Raw genomic sequence first — 17,861 nt, forward strand, 5'->3', positions numbered from 1 at the left:
TGTGGTCACGAGGCGAAGACGGCGGGGTGGCGGTCGGGGAACTCGGGTGGTCGGTGGTCTGCACGGTGCGGGTTCCCCTTGGTGTCTGTCTGTTGCGTTGGTTCGAAAGTGGTGTCTGTTTTCTGGCGCATCGGCGGGCGGCGTCAGCTGATCGTTCCGACCAGCTTCAGGCGCTTGTCCTCCGGCACCTCGCTGTAGGCCAGGACCGACAGCGACGGAACGCTGTGGCGGACCAGGCGGGCCAGCGCGGCGCGCACCGGGCCAGGTACCAGCACGACCGCGGGCTCGTTGCGGGCTTCCTGCTTGCTGACACATTCGGCCAGGCTCTGGTGCAGTCGCTCAGCGAGTCCGGGTTCCAGCGCGGCGCCGTTGCCCTGCGTGGACTCCTGCAAGACACGTTCCAATTGCGGGTTGAGGGTGAACACCGGCAGCTCCGCCGACATTCCGGCGATCTCCTGCACGATGAAGCGGCCCAGTGCGGTGCGCACCGCGGCGGTCAGCACGGCCGGGTCCTGGCTGCTGGGGGCATGTTCGACCAGTGCCTCGGCGATCTTGCGCAGCTGGCGGATCGGAATGCGCTCGACCAGCAGGTTCTGCAGCACGCGCACCACCGCCGACAGCGGCAGCGCCTTCGGCGTCAGATCTTCGACGAGCTTGGGCGCGCTCTTGGCCAGGTTGGCCAGCAGGTGCTGCACTTCCTCATGGCCGAGCAGCTCGGGAGCGTGTTCGCGGATCAGGTGCGACAGATGGGTGGCGACCACGGTGGCCGGGTCGACCACCGTGTAGCCCAGCGTTTCGGCCTGGGCGCGCTGGTGCGGCTGGATCCAGGTGGCATCCAGGCCGAACGCGGGATCCTTGCCGGCAATGCCTTCCAGCGCGCCGAGCGCACTGCCCGGGTCCAGCGCCAGTTCGCGATCCGGATGGATCTCGGCGGTGGCCACCGGCACGCCGTGCACCAGCACGCGGTAGCCGTTGGCCGGCAGTTCCAGGTTGTCGCGGATGTGCACCGAGGGAATCAGGAAGCCGACATCCTGGGTCAGCTTGCGGCGCACGCCCTTGATGCGCGCCATCAGTTCGCCGCCCTGGTTGCTGTCCACCAGCGGAATCAGCCGGTAGCCGACCTCCAGGCCCAGCGGATCGACCGGGCGCAGTTCGTCCCAGCTCAGCTCGGCAGTGGGGGCCGCGGCGGCCGGGCGCCCGAGCGCAGTGAGCGCGGCGGCATCGGTGCCACCGCCTGCCGCATCGGCAGCCGGCGCCTTGCCCTTGCGGTACAGCTTCCAGGCGATGAAGCCGAGGATCGCGGCCAGCGTCAGGAAAGCGACGTTGGGCATGCCCGGCACCAGGCCGACCACGCCGATGATGCCGGCGGTGATCGCCAGCGCGCGGTACTGGCCGAACACCTGGCCGGTCATGGCCTGGGCCATGTCCTGCGAACGCGAGGCGCGGGTGACCAGCATCGCCACGGCGCTGGAGACCAGCAGTGCAGGCAGCTGCGCCACCAGGCCGTCACCGATCGACAGCAGGGTGTAGGTAGCTGCGGCGTCGCCGAACGGCATGCCATGCTGCAGCACGCCCACGGCCAGGCCGCCGAGCATGTTGATGAACAGGATCAGGATGCCGGCAATGGCATCACCACGGATGAACTTGCTGGCACCGTCCATCGCACCGTAGAAGTCGGCTTCCTCGCGGACTTCCTCGCGGCGCAGCTTGGCTTCCTCGCGCGTCAGCAAACCGGCATTGAGGTCGGCGTCGATCGCCATCTGCTTGCCGGGCATCGCGTCCAGGATGAAGCGCGCGGTCACTTCCGAGACGCGGCCGGCGCCCTTGGTGATGACCACGAAGTTGATGATGGTCAGGATCGCGAACACCACGATGCCGACCGCGTAGTTGCCGCCGATCACGAATTCACCGAAGGCGGCGATGACCTTGCCCGCGGCATCGTGGCCGTTCTGGCCGTTCAGCAGGATCACGCGGGTGGAGGCCACGTTCAGCGCCAGCCGCAGCATGGTGGTGATCAGCAGCACGATCGGGAAGATGGTGAAGTCCAGCGGGCGCTTCACGTAGACCACCGCCAGCAGCACCATCAGCGAGATGGCGATGTTGAAGGTGAACAGCGCATCGAGCACCGGCGCGGCCAGCGGCACCACGACCATGGCCAGCAGGGCCAGCACGATCAGCGGCGCGCCAAGGCCCTGGCGGATCATTTCCAGGGCGCGGCGGGTGTTGAAGCCGGTGGCGGGCTGGGCGCTCACGGGCGGCCTCCCTTGCCGAATTCATCCACCTGGATGTGCGGGGCGTCCGGCATCGGGCCAGTGCGCCAGGCGCGCAGCTGGTAGACGTAGGACAGGACCTGGGCGACGGCCGAATACAGTCTCACGGGGATTTCCTTTCCGAGTTGGCCTTCCCGATACAAGGCGCGTGCCAAAGGCGGGGCGGAGACGATCGCGACCTTGTTGCCATCGGCCACTTCACGGATGCGCAGGGCGGTCTCGTCCACGCCCAGCGCGACCACGGTAGGGGCGTTCATGGCGCCGCCCTCGTACTTCAGGGCCACCGCGTAGTGGGTGGGGTTGACCACCACCACGTCGGCGGTGGGTACCGCTTCCATCATCCGGCGGTTGGCCATCTGCTGCTGCAGCTGGCGGATGCGGCCCTTCACCTCGGGGCTGCCTTCGCTTTCCTTCATTTCCCGGCGCAGCTCTTCACGGGTCATCTTCAGCTTGCGCATCCAGTTCCAGCGCTGGTACGGCGCGTCGATGGCGGCCAGCACCAGCATCGCGCCGGCGGTGGCCAGCAGCAGCCGCAGGGTGAAGCCGAGGCCGTCGGTGATGGCCGTCTCCAGCGGGTGGTGGATCAGGCCGCGCAGGGTGTCAAAGCCGGTCCAGACCACCAGCCCGGCGGCGACGCCGACGAAGGCCACGCGCAGCAGCGATTTGGTGAACTCGGCAATGGCCTCCGGGCCGTACAGGCGCTTGAGCCCGCTCATCGGGTTCATGCGGTTGATGTCGGGCAGCAACGCCTTCTGCGACCAGCGCAGGCCGCCCATCACCAGCGGGGCGACGAAGCTGGCCAGCAGGCAGACCAGCACCAGCGGTGCGATCACCAGCATGAACTGCAGCAGCAGGTCGCCGAAGTGGCCGAACAGTTCCTTCGGGTTCTGCCGCAGGGTCTGCTCGGGGCTGAGCGCCTGCTTCATCCAGGCGCTGGCGCCGCGTCCGATCGAGCCGCTCATGGCCATCACCGCCAGCACGCCGGCGCCGAACACGGCGGCGGTGCCGAGTTCGCGCGAGCGCGGCAGGTTGCCCTGCTCGCGGGCATCGCGCAGGCGTTTTTCGGTGGGTTGTTCGGTCTTTTCGCCGGCGGATTCGTTCTCGGACATCACGTGCACTGCGGCAGGGGTTGCCGGAGGGCGTGCAAGAACTGTTCCACGCACGGCGTGGATCTGCCGATGGCCGGTTTGGTAGAGCCGAGCCTGCGCTCGGCTACGGTAGGGCAGGCGCGAAGCGCAGCCGAGCGCAGGCTCGGCTCTACAGGGGAGCGTTGCCGCTGGGCGGCGGGCTCTGTGCCAGTTCCACCCGCGGCCGGGGCAGGTCATGCAGCTGCATGAAGCGCGCCGCGTCGACCGGGCGGCCGAGCAGGTACCCCTGCAGGAAGTCGCAGCCCAGGCGCTCCAGGTAGGCGCGCTGCGCGGCGGTTTCCACGCCCTCGGCGACGATGTCCATGTCCAGTGCATGGCCCAGCGCCACGATCGCCGAGACGATCACCACGTCCTCCGCACTGTGTTCCAGGTCACGCACGAACGCGTGGTCGATCTTGATCTCCGTGGCCGGCAGCCGCTTCAGGTACAGCAGGCTGGAATAGCCGGTTCCGAAATCATCGATGGAGATGCCCACGCCCAGCGCCGACAGGGCCTGCAGCAGGCGAAGGCTGGTATCGGTATCGCGCATGACCGTGCTTTCGGTGATCTCCAGCACCAGGTGGCGCGGGGCAATGTCGTAGCGTTCGATCACTTCTCGCACATCCTGCAGCAGGTGCGGCGAACTGAACTGCACCGGCGACAGGTTCACCGACATCGACCAGCCTTCATGCCCGGCGTCGCGCCAGCGCCGCAGCTGCTGGCAGGCCTGGTCCAGTGCCCAGCGACCGATCTCGTTGATCGCGCCGCTGCGTTCGGCCAGGCGGATGAAGCGGTCCGGTGGAATCAGCCCGTGCTCCGGGTGCTTCCAGCGGATCAGCGCTTCGGCACCGGCCACCTTCTGGGTGGCCACGCGGATCTTCGGCTGATAGTGCAGGAACAGCTGCTCGCTGCCGATCGCACGGCGCAGGTCGGCCAGCAGCCGGAACTGCTGCTCGGCACTGTCGTTCATCCAGTCGGCGAACAGCACGAAGGCGTTGCGTCCGGATTCCTTGGCCTGGTACATCGCCGCGTCGGCGAAGGCCATCAGCTGGCGCTCGCTGGCAGCGTGGTCGGGGCAGATGGCCACGCCGATGCTGGCAGTCACCTGCAGTTCGTTGTCCGGCAGCAGCGGGCCGCTGCCCACCGCCTGCAGGATGCGCCGGGCGAGGGTGGGCAGGTCCTCGTCGTGCTCGATGCGCACCACCAGCACGAATTCGTCGCCGCCCAGACGGGCCAGCATATCGTTGGGCCGGAGCAGCTGGCGGGTACGCTCGGCCACCGCCACCAGCAGTGCGTCGCCGGCCTGATGGCCGTAGGCATCGTTGACCTGCTTGAAGCCGTCCAGGTCCATGAACATCACCGCGAAGCGGCTGCCGCCCTGTTCGGCTTCGGCCAGCGCCTGCACGATGCGCCGCTGCAGCAGCAGGCGGTTGGGCAGGCGGGTCAGCGGATCGTGCAGCGCGGCCTGGGTCAGTTCCTGCTGGGCATCGGTCAACGAGGTGCTCAGCATCGAGTTGCGCAGCCGCAGCAGCTGCGCCTCCACCCGCTGGTCCAGCCACGAGACCACCAGCACTACCGCCAGGATCGCAACCGTCAGCACCACCACCAGCATCGCCAGCCACCCGCTCTGCAGGCCATCACCCACCGCCGCGCCGCAGATGCTGCCTTCCGGGAAACGCGCGGCCGCCATGCCGGTGTAGTGCATGCCGACGATGGCCAGGCCAAGCAGGCCGGCGGCCGCCAACCGGTCACCGACGCGGGTGCGCTGCGCGCGCAGGCGGAAGGCCACGTACAGCGCGGTCCACGACGCGGCCACCGCCACCATCAGGGAGAGCAGCAGCCAGCCCGGGTCGTAGTCGATCCCGGGCTGCATGCGCATCGCCGCCATGCCGACGTAGTGCATGCCGGCAATGCCGGTGCCCATCAGCAGGGCACCGCCGGCCAATCGCGGATGGGGCAGGGTGCGCAGCGAGACCAGCCACAGTGCGAACACCGACGAGGCGATCGCCAGGGCCAGCGAGAGCAGGGTGATGGGAAGGTCGTAGCCCAGTGCAATGGGCAGATCGAAGGCCAGCATGCCGATGAAGTGCATCGACCAGATGCCCAGACCCATGGCGAATCCGCCCCCCAGGCGCCACCACCAGGCGGCTGCCCTGCCCGGGGCGGTGACCGTGCGCCCGGCCATGGCCAGCGCCGTGTACGACGCCATCACGGCAACCACCAGCGAGATCGCCACCAGCCACGGGTTGTACGTGCCTACCAGCATTCGTCAGTCTCCCGGACCTGCCTGTCGACGGAAACCACGGTGGGGCATGCATGAGGCAGGCCGACGCGAACGGGCGTCCGCCAGGTGCGGCATCCCCCCGGTTGCCGCGCATTCACTCTAACGCGCAGACCGGGGGGGACTTCAAGCGGCAATCCGTGAAATTGCGCCCCTGTAGAGCCGAGATCCTATGTTCGGCTGCCACTCCTGCCGAAGGCAGCCGAGCATGGGCTCGGCTCTACAGAAACAAATGCATGGCAAGCAGTAGAACGTGACGACCGGGTCAGCGTGTGACCGCGTCTGCGGCCTGGAAGGCGGCGTCGAACAGGCGCTGTACCGGCGGCCCCATTTCCCCGGCCAGCAGGGCCAGCAGGAACAGGCCCAGCAGCAGCGAGACCGGCAGGCCCAGCTGGATCGGGTTCAGCGCAGGAGCGGCACGCGCCAGTACACCGAAGGCCAGATTCACCGCCAACATCGCCACGGTCAGCGGAATGGCCAGGCTCAGCGCGCCGCGCAGCACAGTCAGCAGGAAGGTCGGGGCGATGCTGAAGAAGGCATGTGGATCTGGCAGCGGGGCGCCGATCGGCAGCGCGCGATAGCTGTCCACCAGCAGCGAGATCAACGCCAGGTGGCCGTTGGCGGTGAAGAAGAGCAGCCCGAACAGCAGGTAGAACCACTGTCCGATCACACCGGAGGTGCCACCGCGCAGCGGATCGCTCATCTGCGCGAAGGCCAGGCCGGTGCCCTGCGCGATCAGTTCGCCGGCCATCGCACCGGCTTCGAATACCAGCCGCAGCATGAAACCGATGGACACGCCGATGGCCAGTTCGCGCGCGATGGTCAGCACCGTAGCCGCGTCGAAGCCGGTCCAGTCCGGTACCGGGGGCAGCAGCGGCGCCAGTGCAATGGCCAGGGTGCCGGCCAGTACCACGCGCACCCGCGACGGCACCGCGCGGGTCCCGACCATGGGCATGGCCATGGCTACCGCGCCGATGCGCAGCATGGTCCACAGCACGGTACCGATCATGCCGAAGGCCTGCAGGCCGTCGGCCGCCATCTGTGTCGCGGCATCCATCGAAGCGCGTGTCCTAGCCGATCAGGTGCGGAATGCGCTGGAACAGCAGCGTGGTGAATTCAACCAGGTGGCCGATCAGCAGGCTGCCCAGCGCGAACAGCACTGCGGTCAGCGCCGCCGCCTTGGCGACGAAGGCGATGGTCGGTTCATTGAGCTGGGTTGCAGCCTGCACGACACCGACCACCACGCCCACCACCAGTACGGTGAGCAGCAGCGGGCCGGCCACCCACAGCACGGTGATCAGGCCGCCACGCAGTTCGGTCAAGGCAAGTTCGGGAGACATTCGGGTTCCACCTTCTTATATAGAGTCGAGCCATGCTCGACTGTCTTTCAATCGCGCCGGATCGCGTCAGGCGGGATTGAAGCTGGCCGCCAGCGTGCCCACGGTCAGCACCCAGCCATCCACCAGCACGAACAGCAGGATCTTGAACGGTGCCGACACCAGCATCGGCGACAGCATCATCATGCCCATGGACATCAGCACGCTGGCGACGACCAGATCGATGATCACGAACGGAATGAAGATCAGGAAGCCGATCTCGAAAGCGGTCTTCAGTTCGCTGGTGACGAACGAGGCGACCAGCACCGGGAACGGGATCGCATCCGGGCTGGCGTAGGTGCCGTGCCCGGCGATGCCGGCGAAGGTCATCAGGTCGGTCTCGCGGATCTGCGCCAGCATGAACCCGCGCAGCGGCTGCGTGGTCAATGTCCAGGCGGTCTGGAAGTCAATGTCGCCGTTGAGATAGGGCGCCATGCCCGTGCTCCACGCCTTGTCCCAGGTCGGCATCATCACCATCGCGGTGAGGAACAGGGCCAGGCCCAGCAGTACCTGGTTGGACGGCGTCTGGCCGGTACCCAGTGCCTGGCGCAGCAGGCCCAGCACGATGATGATGCGGGTGAACGAGGTCAGCACCAGCAGCATCGACGGGATCAGGGTGATCGCGGTCATCAGCAGCAGGGTCTGCAGCGGCAGGCTGACCGGCTGGCCGCCGATCTTGCCGACGTTGACGTCCGGCAGCGGGGTGGCCGGGGCGCCGGGCGCGGCGAACGCCAGCACCGGCAACAGGCACAGGGCAAGCAACAGCAGCCACGGCATCAGGGTGGCAACACGGGTACGGGTGACACGCATGTCAGGGGTCCTTGCGCAGCCGCTGCTGCAGCAGCTGGGCGAAATTCGGCAGGTTCTTGAAGTCCGGCACGCGCACCGGCGCCGGTGGCGGCAACGGTTCGGGCAGGGTATGCAGGGTGTTGATGCCGCCGGCAGTGACGCCCAGCAGCAATTGCTGGCCGTTGACCTCCACCACCACCACGCGCTCCTTGGCGCCGACGCTGAGGCTGGCCACCAGCTTCATGCCTTCGGCCGGGCGGAAGCCGCTGCCGGGCATGCGCTTGAGCAGCCAGCCCAGGCCGATCACCAGCGCCAGCACCGCCAGCAGCGCCAGCACCGCACCGAACAGGCTGGGTGCGGCGGCCGCGTGCTGGCCGACCTGCGGGCCGATCGGCGCTGCGGTCTTGCCGACCGCCAGCAGGGTGGAGGCCAGCAGGCTCAACGCAGTCTCCGGATCCGCTCGCTCGGACTGACCACGTCGGTCAGGCGCACACCGAAGCGGTCATTGATCACCACCACTTCGCCATGGGCGATCAGGGTGCCGTTGACGAACACGTCCAGCGATTCGCCGGCACCGCGCTCCAGTTCCACCACTGAACCCTGGTTGAGCTGCAGCAGGTTGCGGATCGGCAGGCGGGCACGACCGACTTCCAGCGACAGGGTCACCGGCACATCGAGGATCACGTCCAGGTTCAGGTCCGGACCGTTGGCCTCGTCGGCCTGCAGGCTGCTGAACTGGGCCGGGGTCGGTTCGAGGGCGTCGATATCGTTCATTGCGGGTCTTCCTGGATGACGGGTACGCGCGGGCGGGTGCCCGGCGGATGGGTAGCGGTGATCTTCACGGCGTTCATGCCGTTGGCGATGCCGAACTCGCCGGTGAACACCGGAATGTTCTCCACGCACAGCGGCACCTGCGGGCTCAGCTCGATCGGCAGGATGTCGCCGACCTTCAGCCGGGTCAGGTCGCGCAGGGTCATGCGCTTGCTGGCCAGTACGCTGGACAGGGTGACTTCGGCGATGTTGAGCTGCTCGCGCAGGGTCTTGCCCCAGCTCTCGTCGCGGTCGTTGCGGTCGCTCTGGATGCCGGCGTCGAGCAGTTCGCGGATCGGTTCCAGCATCGAATAGGGCAGGGTGACGTGGATGTCGCCGCCGCCGCCGTCGAGCTCGACGTGCAGGCGGCACACCACCACGTACTCGCGCGGGGTCACGATGTTGGCGAAATGCGGGTTGATCTCCGAGTTGATGTACTCGAAGTCGACATCCATCACCGGTGCCCACGCTTCGCGCAGATCGGCGAAGGTCTGCTTCAACAGCAGGTGAATCACCCGCATTTCAGTAGCCGTGAACTCGCGGCCCTCGATGCGGGTGGGGTAGCGCCCGTCGCCGCCGAAGAAGTTGTCGACGATGGCGAACACCAGGGTCGGCTCGAACACGATCAGGCCGGTACCGCGCAGCGGCTTGAAGCGGATCAGGTTCAGGTTGGTCGGTACATACAGCGAGTGCATGTAGTCGTTGAACTTGATCAGCTCGATGCCGCGCACCGACAGTTCGGCCGAGCGGCGGATCAGGTTGAACAGGCCGATCCGCCACAGGCGCGCGAAGCGCTCGTGGACCATTTCCAGGGTCGGCATGCGACCTCGGATGATGCGGTCCTGGCTGGCGAAGTCGTACGAGCGCGCTTCGCCTGACGGGGGTTCCGCATCGGTCTCGACCGCGCCACTGTCCACGCCGTGGAGCAGGGCATCGATCTCGTCCTGGGACAGCAGATCATTCATCGGTGGGCCCTTACTGGGTCACGAAACTGGTGAACAGCAGATCGTCGGCGCCGTTGCTGCCGGTCTCGGCCTTGAGCACCTTCTGCACTTCGGCCAACGAGGCGGCCTGCAGCTTCTGCTTGCCGGCGACATCGGCGATCTGGTCCGGGCTGACCTGCGAGAACAGCATCAGCAGGCGCGCACGGATGGCCGGGGCGTGGGTCTTGATCGCTTCCAGCGCGGCCGGGTCGCGGGTCATCAGCTGAACCTCCAGCTGCAGGTAACGCGGGCCGTCGACCGGGCCATTGAGGTTGACCACGAAGGCCGGATCCAGCGCGAAGTACTGCGCCGGGGCTGGGGTCGCGCTCTTCTTCGGCGCCTGTGCGGTCTTCTCTTCGTGCTTGGACTGGGTGAAGAACCACACACCGCCACCGGCAGCAGCGGCGGCCAGTACGGCCACCAGCGCGGTGATCAGGATCGGACTACGCGGCTTGGCGGCCTTGTCCTTCTCGGCGGTCTTCTTGGTTTTGTCAGCGGCTGCGGCCACGGGGTGAAGCTCCTGAGGGTTGCTTCACCGGGATATGCAAGCGGTGTGCCGAAGGCCGGGCAGCGGGATGCGACGGAATTCCGTCGGATACCTGTGCCGGTAGGTGCCGACCTTGGTCGGCACGGCTGTCAGGCGTAGGCGTCCAGCAGTCCGCGCTGGCGGATCAACTGCGCCGACGACACACTGGCCTCGCCCGGCGTCGGTTCTCCGTCGCCGATGATGCCGCTGCCACCGGGCTGGCCCGGCGCATTGCCGTCACCGCCCGGTGCCTGGTGGCCGACATCGGCGTGGGCCAGCTGGAAGCCCTGTTCGCCCAGCAGCTCGCGCAGGCGCGGCAGGCTGCTTTCCAGCGCTTGCCGAACGTCCACGTGCGGGCTGCTGAAACTGGCATGCACCTTGTCGCCGTTCAACTGCAGACGTACGTCGACCGGGCCCATGTCGTCCGGGCTCAGGCGGATGTGGGCGTGGCCGATCTTCTGGTCGGCCAGCCAGCCCAGCCGTGCGCCGATGGCCTGGTCGAAGCCATCGTCACCCAGCACGGGTTTCGGCGTCGGTTCGCCATTGAAGATCGCGTTGCCGGTGGCGAGTGCGGCCTTGAGGTCCTGTACGGCGGCCGCTGCCGGTGCGTGCAGCAGCGGCGCACCGGCGCGGTCGCCAACGACGGCCACGTCACTGCCTTCGCCGCGCTCGCTGCGCTTGCCGGGCAGGATCATCTCCGGCAGTGGCAGCGCGGTGGCATCCTCCGGGCTGGTCGCAGCCGGTTTGCCGTCGGCCGCCACTGGGGCTGCGGTTGCCGCTGCCGGCGCGGCTGGGGGCAGTGTCGGGTTCGTGGCGGGGCCAGCAGCAGGCAGCGCGCTGTCGTCACTGGCCAGCGCCGGTGCAGCGGTGGTCGGCAGCGCAGCGGCCGGATCGGCAGGCATCGGCATCGCCAGCACCAGGCCGGCCAGGCCCGGCGGTGGCCACGGGGCGTCCTCGGTCGTGGCGGGCTTGTCCTTTTCGGTGCCGGGTCCAGCCGGGGTCACGGCAACGGGCGGCAGCGACGGCGTTTCAGCGGTTGCCGCTTCGGCGTCCGCGTTGCGTTCATCCGGTGCCTGGCCATTGCTGTCGGCGGTCGATGGTTGGCTCGGCGTGGATGGCATCGGTGTCGTGGCGCTGCCGGCTGGCGTGGGTGCAGACGGGGCGCCGCTCTGCAGCAGCTGGCTGAAGTCCTTTCCGCCTTCGCTGCGCGAGGCGCGTGCGGCACTGTTGCTGGTGGCGGGCGTGGCCGTGTTGGCGCTGCTGGCCAGCGGGGCGGGCATCACGAGCGGCCTCCCTGCTCGGCGCCGTCCTGGTCTTCGGCCTGCACCAGGCGTGCACGCCGTGCGCCAATGTCGTCCATCTCGCGCTGGTCGCGGCGGTCGGTCACCACCTTTTCCTGCGCCCGGTAGCTGGCGGCCAGCTGCTCCAGCACCGCCTTGTCACGGCTGGCCAGGATCAGGCGTGCGCGCTCGGCCTCCACTTTTTCGCGGTTGCCATTCACCGTGGCCTGCTGCTGCTCGACCGCGCTGTCCAGTCGATCGAGGAAGGCGCGGCGGTTGAGCAACTGTGCCGGGCTGGTCGCCGCCATCTGGGCATTGGCGTATTCCTCGGCATAGCGGCGCAGTTCGTCCAGTCGCGAGAGATGGGTGTCGAGCACGCGCTGGCGTTCGGCCAGGTCGCGGGCGACCGCGTCCTCGTGTTCCTGGGCCCGCTTGAGCAGGGGATCGATGCGCTTGGACTGGTTCATGGCTTAACTCTCTTGTTCCACCAGGCGCTGCAGCGCCGCCTGGCTGTGCGGGAGATCTGCGGCCTTGGCAACGTCCTGGCCGAGGAACTCCATGATTTCCGGCCAGCGTTCCAGGGCTTCGTCGGTGGCCGCGTCGTTGCCGCGCTGGTAAGCACCGATCGCGATCAGGTCCCGGTTGGCCGAGTAGGCCGAGACCAGTCGCTTCAACTTGCGGATGCGCAGGCGCCACGGTTCGTCCGCGATTTCCGTGACCACGCGGCTGACCGACGATTCGACGTCGATGGCCGGGTACAGCCCGCTGTCGGCCACGCGGCGCGAGAGCAGGATGTGGCCATCGAGGATCGCGCGCGCGGCGTCGGCGATCGGATCCTGCGGATCATCGCCTTCGGTCAGCACGGTGTAGAACGCGGTGATCGAGCCACGGCCCTTGGCGCCATTGCCGGCGCGTTCGACCAGTGCCGGCAGCTTGGCGAACACCGACGGCGGGTAGCCGCGGGTGGTCGGCGGTTCGCCGACCGACAGGCCGATCTCGCGCTGCGCCTGGGCGAAGCGGGTCAGCGAGTCCATCAGCAGCAGCACGTTCAGGCCCTGGTCGCGGAACCACTCGGCAATGGCGGTGGCGCGGTAGGCACCATGCAGTCGCGCCAGCGGCGGCCGGTCGGCGGGGCTGGCGACCACCACGGCGCGGCGCAGGCCTTCCTCGCCCAGCGTGGTCTCGACGAAATCGCGCACTTCGCGGCCGCGCTCACCGATCAGGCCGACCACGATCACGTCGGCGGCGGTGTAGCGGGTCATCATGCCCAGCAGCGTCGACTTGCCGACGCCGGAGCCGGCGAACAGGCCGACGCGCTGGCCGCGGCCGATCGGCAGCAGCGCGTTGATCGCGCGCACGCCCACGTCCAGCGGCTGGGTGATCGGTTCACGCGCCAGCGGATTGATCGACACGCCGGCCATGCCGACATGGCCTTCGGCGCGGATCGGGCCCTTGCCGTCCAGCGGCACGCCGTCGCTGTCGATGACGCGGCCGAGCAGGCCTTCGCCCACTTCCACGCCGCCCCGGCGCGCCGATGGCACCACCCGGGCGTTGGGCAGCAGGCCATGCAGTTCGGCGCTGGGCATCAGGTAGGTGCGTTCGCCGGCGAAGCCGACCACTTCGGCGTCGACCCAGCCACCATCGACCACTTCCACCTTGCAACTGGCACCCAGCGGCGCTTCGCAGCCGACCGCTTCCAGGGTCAGCCCGACCGCACGGCGCAGCACGCCCTCGCGGATCAGGCCACGACCATGCGCGGTGTCCACGCGCAGGCCATCCAGGCGCCGGGCCAGGCGCAGGTTGCGGGCCACGGCCCAGTCGGCCGGCGGCGGAGTGGTTTGCGGTCCAACGCTCATGCCGTCGCTCCGGTCTGGCGGATCACCGCATCCAGCGCACCGCGCAGGCGGGCTTCCAGGGTGCCGTCGATGCGCACGGCTTCGGCGTGCACGCGCAGGTCGCCACGGCTGAGGCTGGTATCCGGTACCAGGCGCTGCGCCGGTGACAGGTTCAGCAGCGGGGCAAGCGCGGCGATGTCATCCGGATGCAGCCGCACTTCCACCTCGCGGGTGCTGCCGCCCACGGCGTCGATCGCTTCGCCGACCAGCTGCGCCAGCAGTGCCGGCTCGGCTTCGTAGGCACGGCCGACCAGCGCGCCGGCGATGCGTACCGCCAGCTCGCCGAGGGCGCCGACCACTTCGTTCTCCAGCCGCACCAGCGGCCGGCTGAAGTTGTCCAGGATCCCTTCGATCTGCGCGGCGAGGCGACGTACTTCGGCCTGGCCCTGGCCGTAGCCGTCGGCATGGCCCTGTTCGAACCCTTCCTTCTCGGCGCTGTCCTGGATCGCCTGGATCTCTTCAAGGGTCGGCAGCTGCAGCGGCGGCTCCGGTTCGTGTTCCGGATCCGGCTCGGTGAGTTCGAACGCATCCTCCTGATCCGGCACCGGTTCGGGCTGGGCCAGCAGGTCCGGGGCAAGCCAGCGCACGACGTTGCTCACAGCATGGCCTCCGCGCTGCCACCGATGGTGACGGTGCCTTCATCGGCCATGCGCTTGACGATGGCCAGGATCTCACGTTGCGCGCCTTCCACGTCGGACAGGCGCACCGGACCGCGGGCCTCCATGTCTTCGAGCAGGATTTCGGCCGCGCGCTGCGACATGTTGCGGGTGATCTTGTCGCGCACCTTGATGTCGGCGCCGCGCAGGGCCAGGCCCAGGCGCTCGCCGCTCACCTCGCGCAGCACCAGCTGCATCTCGCGATCGTCCAGGTCGACCAGGTCGTCGAACACGAACATCAGGTCCTGGATGCGGTTGCTCAACGGCGCATCGATGCGCGCGATCTCGCCCAGGATCGCCTGGTCCTGGCCGCTGTCCATGAAGTTCAGGATGTTGGCCGCGCACTGCACGCCGCCGATGTTCGACGACTTCAGGTTCTGGTTGCCGGCGAACTGGCGCTCCATGATCTCGTTGAGTTCATTGAGCGCGTTCGGAGGAATACCGTCGAGGGTGGCGATGCGCAGCAGCACATCCACACGGGTGCGGTCCGGCAGCAGCTTCAGCGCGTCGGCGGCCTGGTCGGTTTCCAGGTGCGCCATCACGATGGCGATGATCTGCGGGTGCTCGTTGCGCACCAGGTCGGCCACCGCACGCGGGTCCATCCACTTCAGCGCGTCCAGGCCGGTGGTGTTGCGGCCGAGCAGGATGCGGTCGATCAGGTTGCCGGCCTTCTCGCTGCCCAGCGCCTGCACCAGCATGTTGCGGATGTAGTCGTCCGAGCCCACGCCCAGCGAGGTCTTCGAGCCCAGCTCCTGGCCGAACTGGTCCATCACCCGTTCCACCTGCTCGCGGGTGATGTCGGTCATGGTGGCCATGGCGATGCCGATCTTCTGCACCTCCTTGGGTTCCATGTGGCGCAGCACTTCGGCCGCATCCAGCTCACCCAGCGAAAGCAGCAGCACGGCCGCGCGCTGTACACCGGTCAGTTGTGCCTCAGTCATTGGCCACCCAGCCCTTGACCACCTGGGCCACGCGCTTGGAGTCGGTCTTCACGGCTTCACGCGCCATCCGCAGTCGTTCCTCATATGAATCCACCGGCAGTGCGAGCGCATCCGGTCCGCCCAGGCTTGCCCGGTCGGTGCCCAGCGCCGGCAGCGCAATGCCATCGTCATCGACCAACTGGACGTCCGCGGTATGCGGCTCCAGCGCCTGCTCGTCCGCCTTCCTGCTCTGGCCGGTGATCGCGCGCAGCGCCGGGCGCAGCACGCCGAACAGCAGCGCGAGCACCACCACCGCGCCAAGCAGCATGCGGCCGGCGTCGTGCACCCACGGCAGCTCCCACCAGGCCGGGCCTTGTTCAGGCGTGGTCTCTCGCACGAACGGGGCATTCATCACCGACACGGTGTCGCCACGCTCGGCGTTGAAGCCGACGGCCTGCTTGACCAGGGCCTCGACGCGGGTCAGTTCGGCGGCCGACAGCGGCTGCGGACTCATCTTGCCGTTGGCGCCGGCGCGCGGCACGTTGTCCACCAGCACCGCCACCGACACGCGCTTGATGCGGCCGGCCGGCTGGCGGGTGTGCTGCAGGGTGCGGTCGAGCTCGTAGTTGCGGGTGGCGTTCTTGCTGCTTTCGGTCGGGGTCTGCGCGGTGGCCGGCGCGGCCTGCTGGCCCGGCGGACTGTTGCTGGTCGCGCCCGGCACGCCCTGCGGACCCGGCGTGCTGGTGGTGTTCTCGCTCATCTGCTCGCTGCGCAGCTTCTGCGGTTCACCGTTGTAGAGCTCACGGGCTTCCTCGGTCACCGAGAAATCCATGTCCACGCTCACTTCCGGATTGACGCGGCCGGGGCCGGTCATCGGTTCCAGCAGCTCGCGGATGCGCTGGTTGAACGAAGTTTCCTGGCGGCGCACCTGCTCGAACTGCGCGGCATTGACCGCCGCTTCGCTGTTCGGGTCGGTGATGCTGAGCATGCGCCCGCTCTGGTCGACCACGGTCACCCGTTCCGGCGCGAGGTCCGGAATGCTGGCCGCGACCATGTGCACGATGGCATCGACCTGGCTGCGTTCCAGCTGCTGGCCGCCCCGCAGTTCCAGGGTGACCGAGGCGCTGGCCACGTCACGCTGGCGGGTGAAGGCGCTGGGCTTGGGAATGGCCAGGTGCACGCGCGAATCGCGCACCGGGCGCAGCGTGTTGATGGTGCGCGACAGTTCGGTTTCCAGCGCGTGCTGGTAGCGCGCGCTTTCGACGAACTGGCTGACGCCGAAGCCCGGGTCGCGTTCCATCAGCTCGAAGCCGAGCTTGCCACTGTCGGTCAGGCCGGAGCCGGCCAGCTTCAGGCGGGCGTCGTGCAGGTTCTTTTCCGGCACGGTGATGCCGCCGGTGGCCGGGTCGAGCGCGAACGGAATCTGCGCGGCGCGGAGCAGGTCGGTCGCTTCAGCGGTCGCCTTCTGGTCCAGGCCCGTGTACAGCGGGACCATGCCGGGCTTCTGCGACCAGAAGAACACGGACAGGCCTGCCGCCACCGCCACCGCGATCATCGCCATCAGGCCCAGCCGACGGGTGATCTGCAGACTCTGCAGGCGGTCGAACCATTGCCCGGCCTTTTCGGCGTTCAGGCTGTCCTTGGAGAGCGTCAGTGCCATGCGTCTCTATTCCTTACAGCGGCATGTTCATCACGTCCTGGTAAGCCTGGACGAGACGGTTGCGGACTTCCACGGTGGCGCGGAAGGCGATCTGGGACTGCTGCGAGGCGACCATCACCTTGGCCAGGTCGGCGCTGGGGTCGCCCATTTCGAAGGCCTTGGCGAGGGCGCCGGACTTCTGCTGCGCATCGTTGACGCCGGCAATCGCACCACGCAGGGTTTCGGTGAAGCTGGCCGGCTGCACCTGCGGCGCGTCCAGCACCGTGCCCGGCAGGGCGTTGCTGCGCGGCGTTTCGCCCAGCGGGTTGAGCGCCGGCTGTCCCATCTGGGTCTGATAGGAGCGGATCTGCGAAAGGATCGAAGTGACGGAGTGGGACATCTGCAACGGTTCCAGAAACAGGGATGGGGTTGTCTGCTGGAGCAGGTGCAAGTGCCGTGCCGAAACCGGTTTTCGATTCAGTGACGTGAGGGTGGGGGTGTGGTGGCAGGGCTGCGCCCTGCACCCGCCGACGCGACGTCAACATCAACGTCAAAATCGGGCTATCCGTGGGGTGGCGGGGTGGGTCCGGTTACGGGGGACGCCGTAAACCCGTCCTTGGGGGCTTGGCCGCGGCATCCATGCCGCGGACTGATCTGGCCCCCCGCAACCGGACCCACCCCGCCCTCGACAGTTGGCCGCGAGCTGTTGGAACCTGCTGCTGATGGTGGGTGCCGACCGTTGGTCGGCACGCTGCTCTTGGTGGGTGTCGACCTTGGTCGACACGCTTTGGTCGGTACGGGATCTGACCCCATTGGAGGCGCCATTTAACCGGCGTCGGTTTTCTGGCCTACGGCTGCAGGGTCCAGCGGCCGGAATTCTGACGCTGGAGCGGGGCAATGGGGCCGTCGTGCTGGGTGTAGATGAAACGGCCCTGGCGGTCGCTCAGGCAGGTCAGCAGGAGGGTGTAGTGGGCGGAACCGGCCGGGTAGGCCTCGGTCATCTGGATTTCCGCGATATGCGGAGCCAGGCGCTGGTAGCGGTAGCTGCCGCCGATGCGGAGCGCGGTGCCGAGGATATCCAGCACGTATTGGCTGCCGGCGAAGCTGACCTGGACCATGCGCCCGGCGTTGGGGTTGTCGGATGCGTACAGCGGGTCGCTGAGGTTGATGAACTGGCGCTGGTCGAGCGTGGCGGGCAGGGTGCAGTTGGCCGCGGTGGCCAGGGACGGGCAGAGCAGGGTGGCGAGCAGGCAAGGCGATGCATGGTGGAACCTCCTTGGGGATGTCCTCGCCATGCTCCGCACTGCGA

18 protein-coding genes are annotated in these 17,861 nt (G+C 68.1%); all 18 read right to left on the minus strand.

Annotated elements, in window-relative coordinates; all coding sequences use genetic code 11:
• Nucleotides 1-143: 143 nt before the first annotated feature.
• Nucleotides 144-2,204: a flagellar biosynthesis protein FlhA gene (gene flhA, locus KXV01_RS07445; RefSeq protein ID WP_180878814.1), complete on the minus strand. Its 2,061-nt coding sequence runs from the start codon at nucleotides 2,202-2,204 to the stop codon at nucleotides 144-146.
• Between the two features lie 44 nt (nucleotides 2,205-2,248).
• A complete protein-coding gene (gene flhB, locus KXV01_RS07450; protein ID WP_100478052.1) occupies nucleotides 2,249-3,379 on the minus strand; it encodes a flagellar biosynthesis protein FlhB in 1,131 nt (376 codons plus the stop codon).
• A gap of 148 nt (nucleotides 3,380-3,527) precedes the next feature.
• On the minus strand, nucleotides 3,528-5,663 hold the full coding sequence (locus tag KXV01_RS07455; protein ID WP_263467646.1) for a bifunctional diguanylate cyclase/phosphodiesterase: 2,136 nt from the start codon (nucleotides 5,661-5,663) through the stop codon (nucleotides 3,528-3,530).
• Nucleotides 5,664-5,943: 280 nt separating this feature from the next.
• Nucleotides 5,944-6,735, minus strand: coding sequence for a flagellar biosynthetic protein FliR (fliR, locus tag KXV01_RS07460; protein ID WP_049412889.1), 792 nt, complete (start codon nucleotides 6,733-6,735; stop codon nucleotides 5,944-5,946).
• Nucleotides 6,736-6,748: 13 nt separating this feature from the next.
• The gene (locus KXV01_RS07465; RefSeq protein ID WP_005413254.1) at nucleotides 6,749-7,018 is read right to left on the minus strand and encodes a flagellar biosynthetic protein FliQ; all 270 of its coding nucleotides are present in this window, start codon (nucleotides 7,016-7,018) and stop codon (nucleotides 6,749-6,751) included.
• Between the two features lie 66 nt (nucleotides 7,019-7,084).
• Entirely contained in the window at nucleotides 7,085-7,864 is a 780-nt protein-coding gene (fliP, locus tag KXV01_RS07470) for a flagellar type III secretion system pore protein FliP (RefSeq protein ID WP_014647039.1), read from the minus strand.
• A 1-nt stretch (nucleotide 7,865) separates the two neighbouring features.
• Nucleotides 7,866-8,285, minus strand: coding sequence for a flagellar biosynthetic protein FliO (gene fliO / locus KXV01_RS07475; protein ID WP_014037105.1), 420 nt, complete (start codon nucleotides 8,283-8,285; stop codon nucleotides 7,866-7,868).
• Nucleotides 8,282-8,617, minus strand: coding sequence for a flagellar motor switch protein FliN (fliN, locus tag KXV01_RS07480; protein ID WP_005409543.1), 336 nt, complete (start codon nucleotides 8,615-8,617; stop codon nucleotides 8,282-8,284). Before fliN ends, fliO begins: the two co-directional genes overlap by 4 nt.
• A complete protein-coding gene (gene fliM / locus KXV01_RS07485; RefSeq protein WP_049412894.1) occupies nucleotides 8,614-9,618 on the minus strand; it encodes a flagellar motor switch protein FliM in 1,005 nt (334 codons plus the stop codon). The genes fliN and fliM overlap by 4 nt, the downstream gene beginning before the upstream one ends.
• A 10-nt stretch (nucleotides 9,619-9,628) precedes the next feature.
• Nucleotides 9,629-10,144, minus strand: coding sequence for a flagellar basal body-associated FliL family protein (locus KXV01_RS07490; RefSeq protein ID WP_005416435.1), 516 nt, complete (start codon nucleotides 10,142-10,144; stop codon nucleotides 9,629-9,631).
• 128 nt (nucleotides 10,145-10,272) lie between these two features.
• Nucleotides 10,273-11,442, minus strand: coding sequence for a flagellar hook-length control protein FliK (locus tag KXV01_RS07495; RefSeq protein WP_111096373.1), 1,170 nt, complete (start codon nucleotides 11,440-11,442; stop codon nucleotides 10,273-10,275).
• The gene (fliJ, locus tag KXV01_RS07500) at nucleotides 11,442-11,909 is read right to left on the minus strand and encodes a flagellar export protein FliJ (protein ID WP_005416437.1); all 468 of its coding nucleotides are present in this window, start codon (nucleotides 11,907-11,909) and stop codon (nucleotides 11,442-11,444) included. Before fliJ ends, KXV01_RS07495 begins: the two co-directional genes overlap by 1 nt.
• Before the next feature lie 3 nt (nucleotides 11,910-11,912).
• A complete protein-coding gene (locus KXV01_RS07505; RefSeq protein WP_049412897.1) occupies nucleotides 11,913-13,298 on the minus strand; it encodes a FliI/YscN family ATPase in 1,386 nt (461 codons plus the stop codon).
• The gene (locus tag KXV01_RS07510) at nucleotides 13,295-13,936 is read right to left on the minus strand and encodes a FliH/SctL family protein (protein WP_049438661.1); all 642 of its coding nucleotides are present in this window, start codon (nucleotides 13,934-13,936) and stop codon (nucleotides 13,295-13,297) included. Before KXV01_RS07510 ends, KXV01_RS07505 begins: the two co-directional genes overlap by 4 nt.
• The gene (gene fliG / locus KXV01_RS07515) at nucleotides 13,933-14,919 is read right to left on the minus strand and encodes a flagellar motor switch protein FliG (protein WP_024958226.1); all 987 of its coding nucleotides are present in this window, start codon (nucleotides 14,917-14,919) and stop codon (nucleotides 13,933-13,935) included. The genes KXV01_RS07510 and fliG overlap by 4 nt, the downstream gene beginning before the upstream one ends.
• A 7-nt stretch (nucleotides 14,920-14,926) precedes the next feature.
• Nucleotides 14,927-16,573 (minus strand): flagellar basal-body MS-ring/collar protein FliF, encoded by a 1,647-nt coding sequence (fliF, locus tag KXV01_RS07520; RefSeq protein WP_049412900.1) that lies wholly within the window; start codon nucleotides 16,571-16,573, stop codon nucleotides 14,927-14,929.
• A gap of 13 nt (nucleotides 16,574-16,586) precedes the next feature.
• Nucleotides 16,587-16,952 carry a flagellar hook-basal body complex protein FliE gene (gene fliE, locus KXV01_RS07525; protein ID WP_014037113.1) on the minus strand — a complete coding sequence of 122 codons (366 nt, stop codon included), beginning with the start codon at nucleotides 16,950-16,952 and terminating at the stop codon, nucleotides 16,587-16,589.
• 448 nt (nucleotides 16,953-17,400) lie between these two features.
• Nucleotides 17,401-17,847: a hypothetical protein gene (locus KXV01_RS07530; RefSeq protein ID WP_111096971.1), complete on the minus strand. Its 447-nt coding sequence runs from the start codon at nucleotides 17,845-17,847 to the stop codon at nucleotides 17,401-17,403.
• Between the last annotated feature and the right edge of the window lie 14 nt (nucleotides 17,848-17,861).

Source organism: Stenotrophomonas sp. Ps181 (assembly GCF_025697425.1).
Taxonomy (GTDB): Bacteria; Pseudomonadota; Gammaproteobacteria; order Xanthomonadales; family Xanthomonadaceae; genus Stenotrophomonas; species Stenotrophomonas sepilia.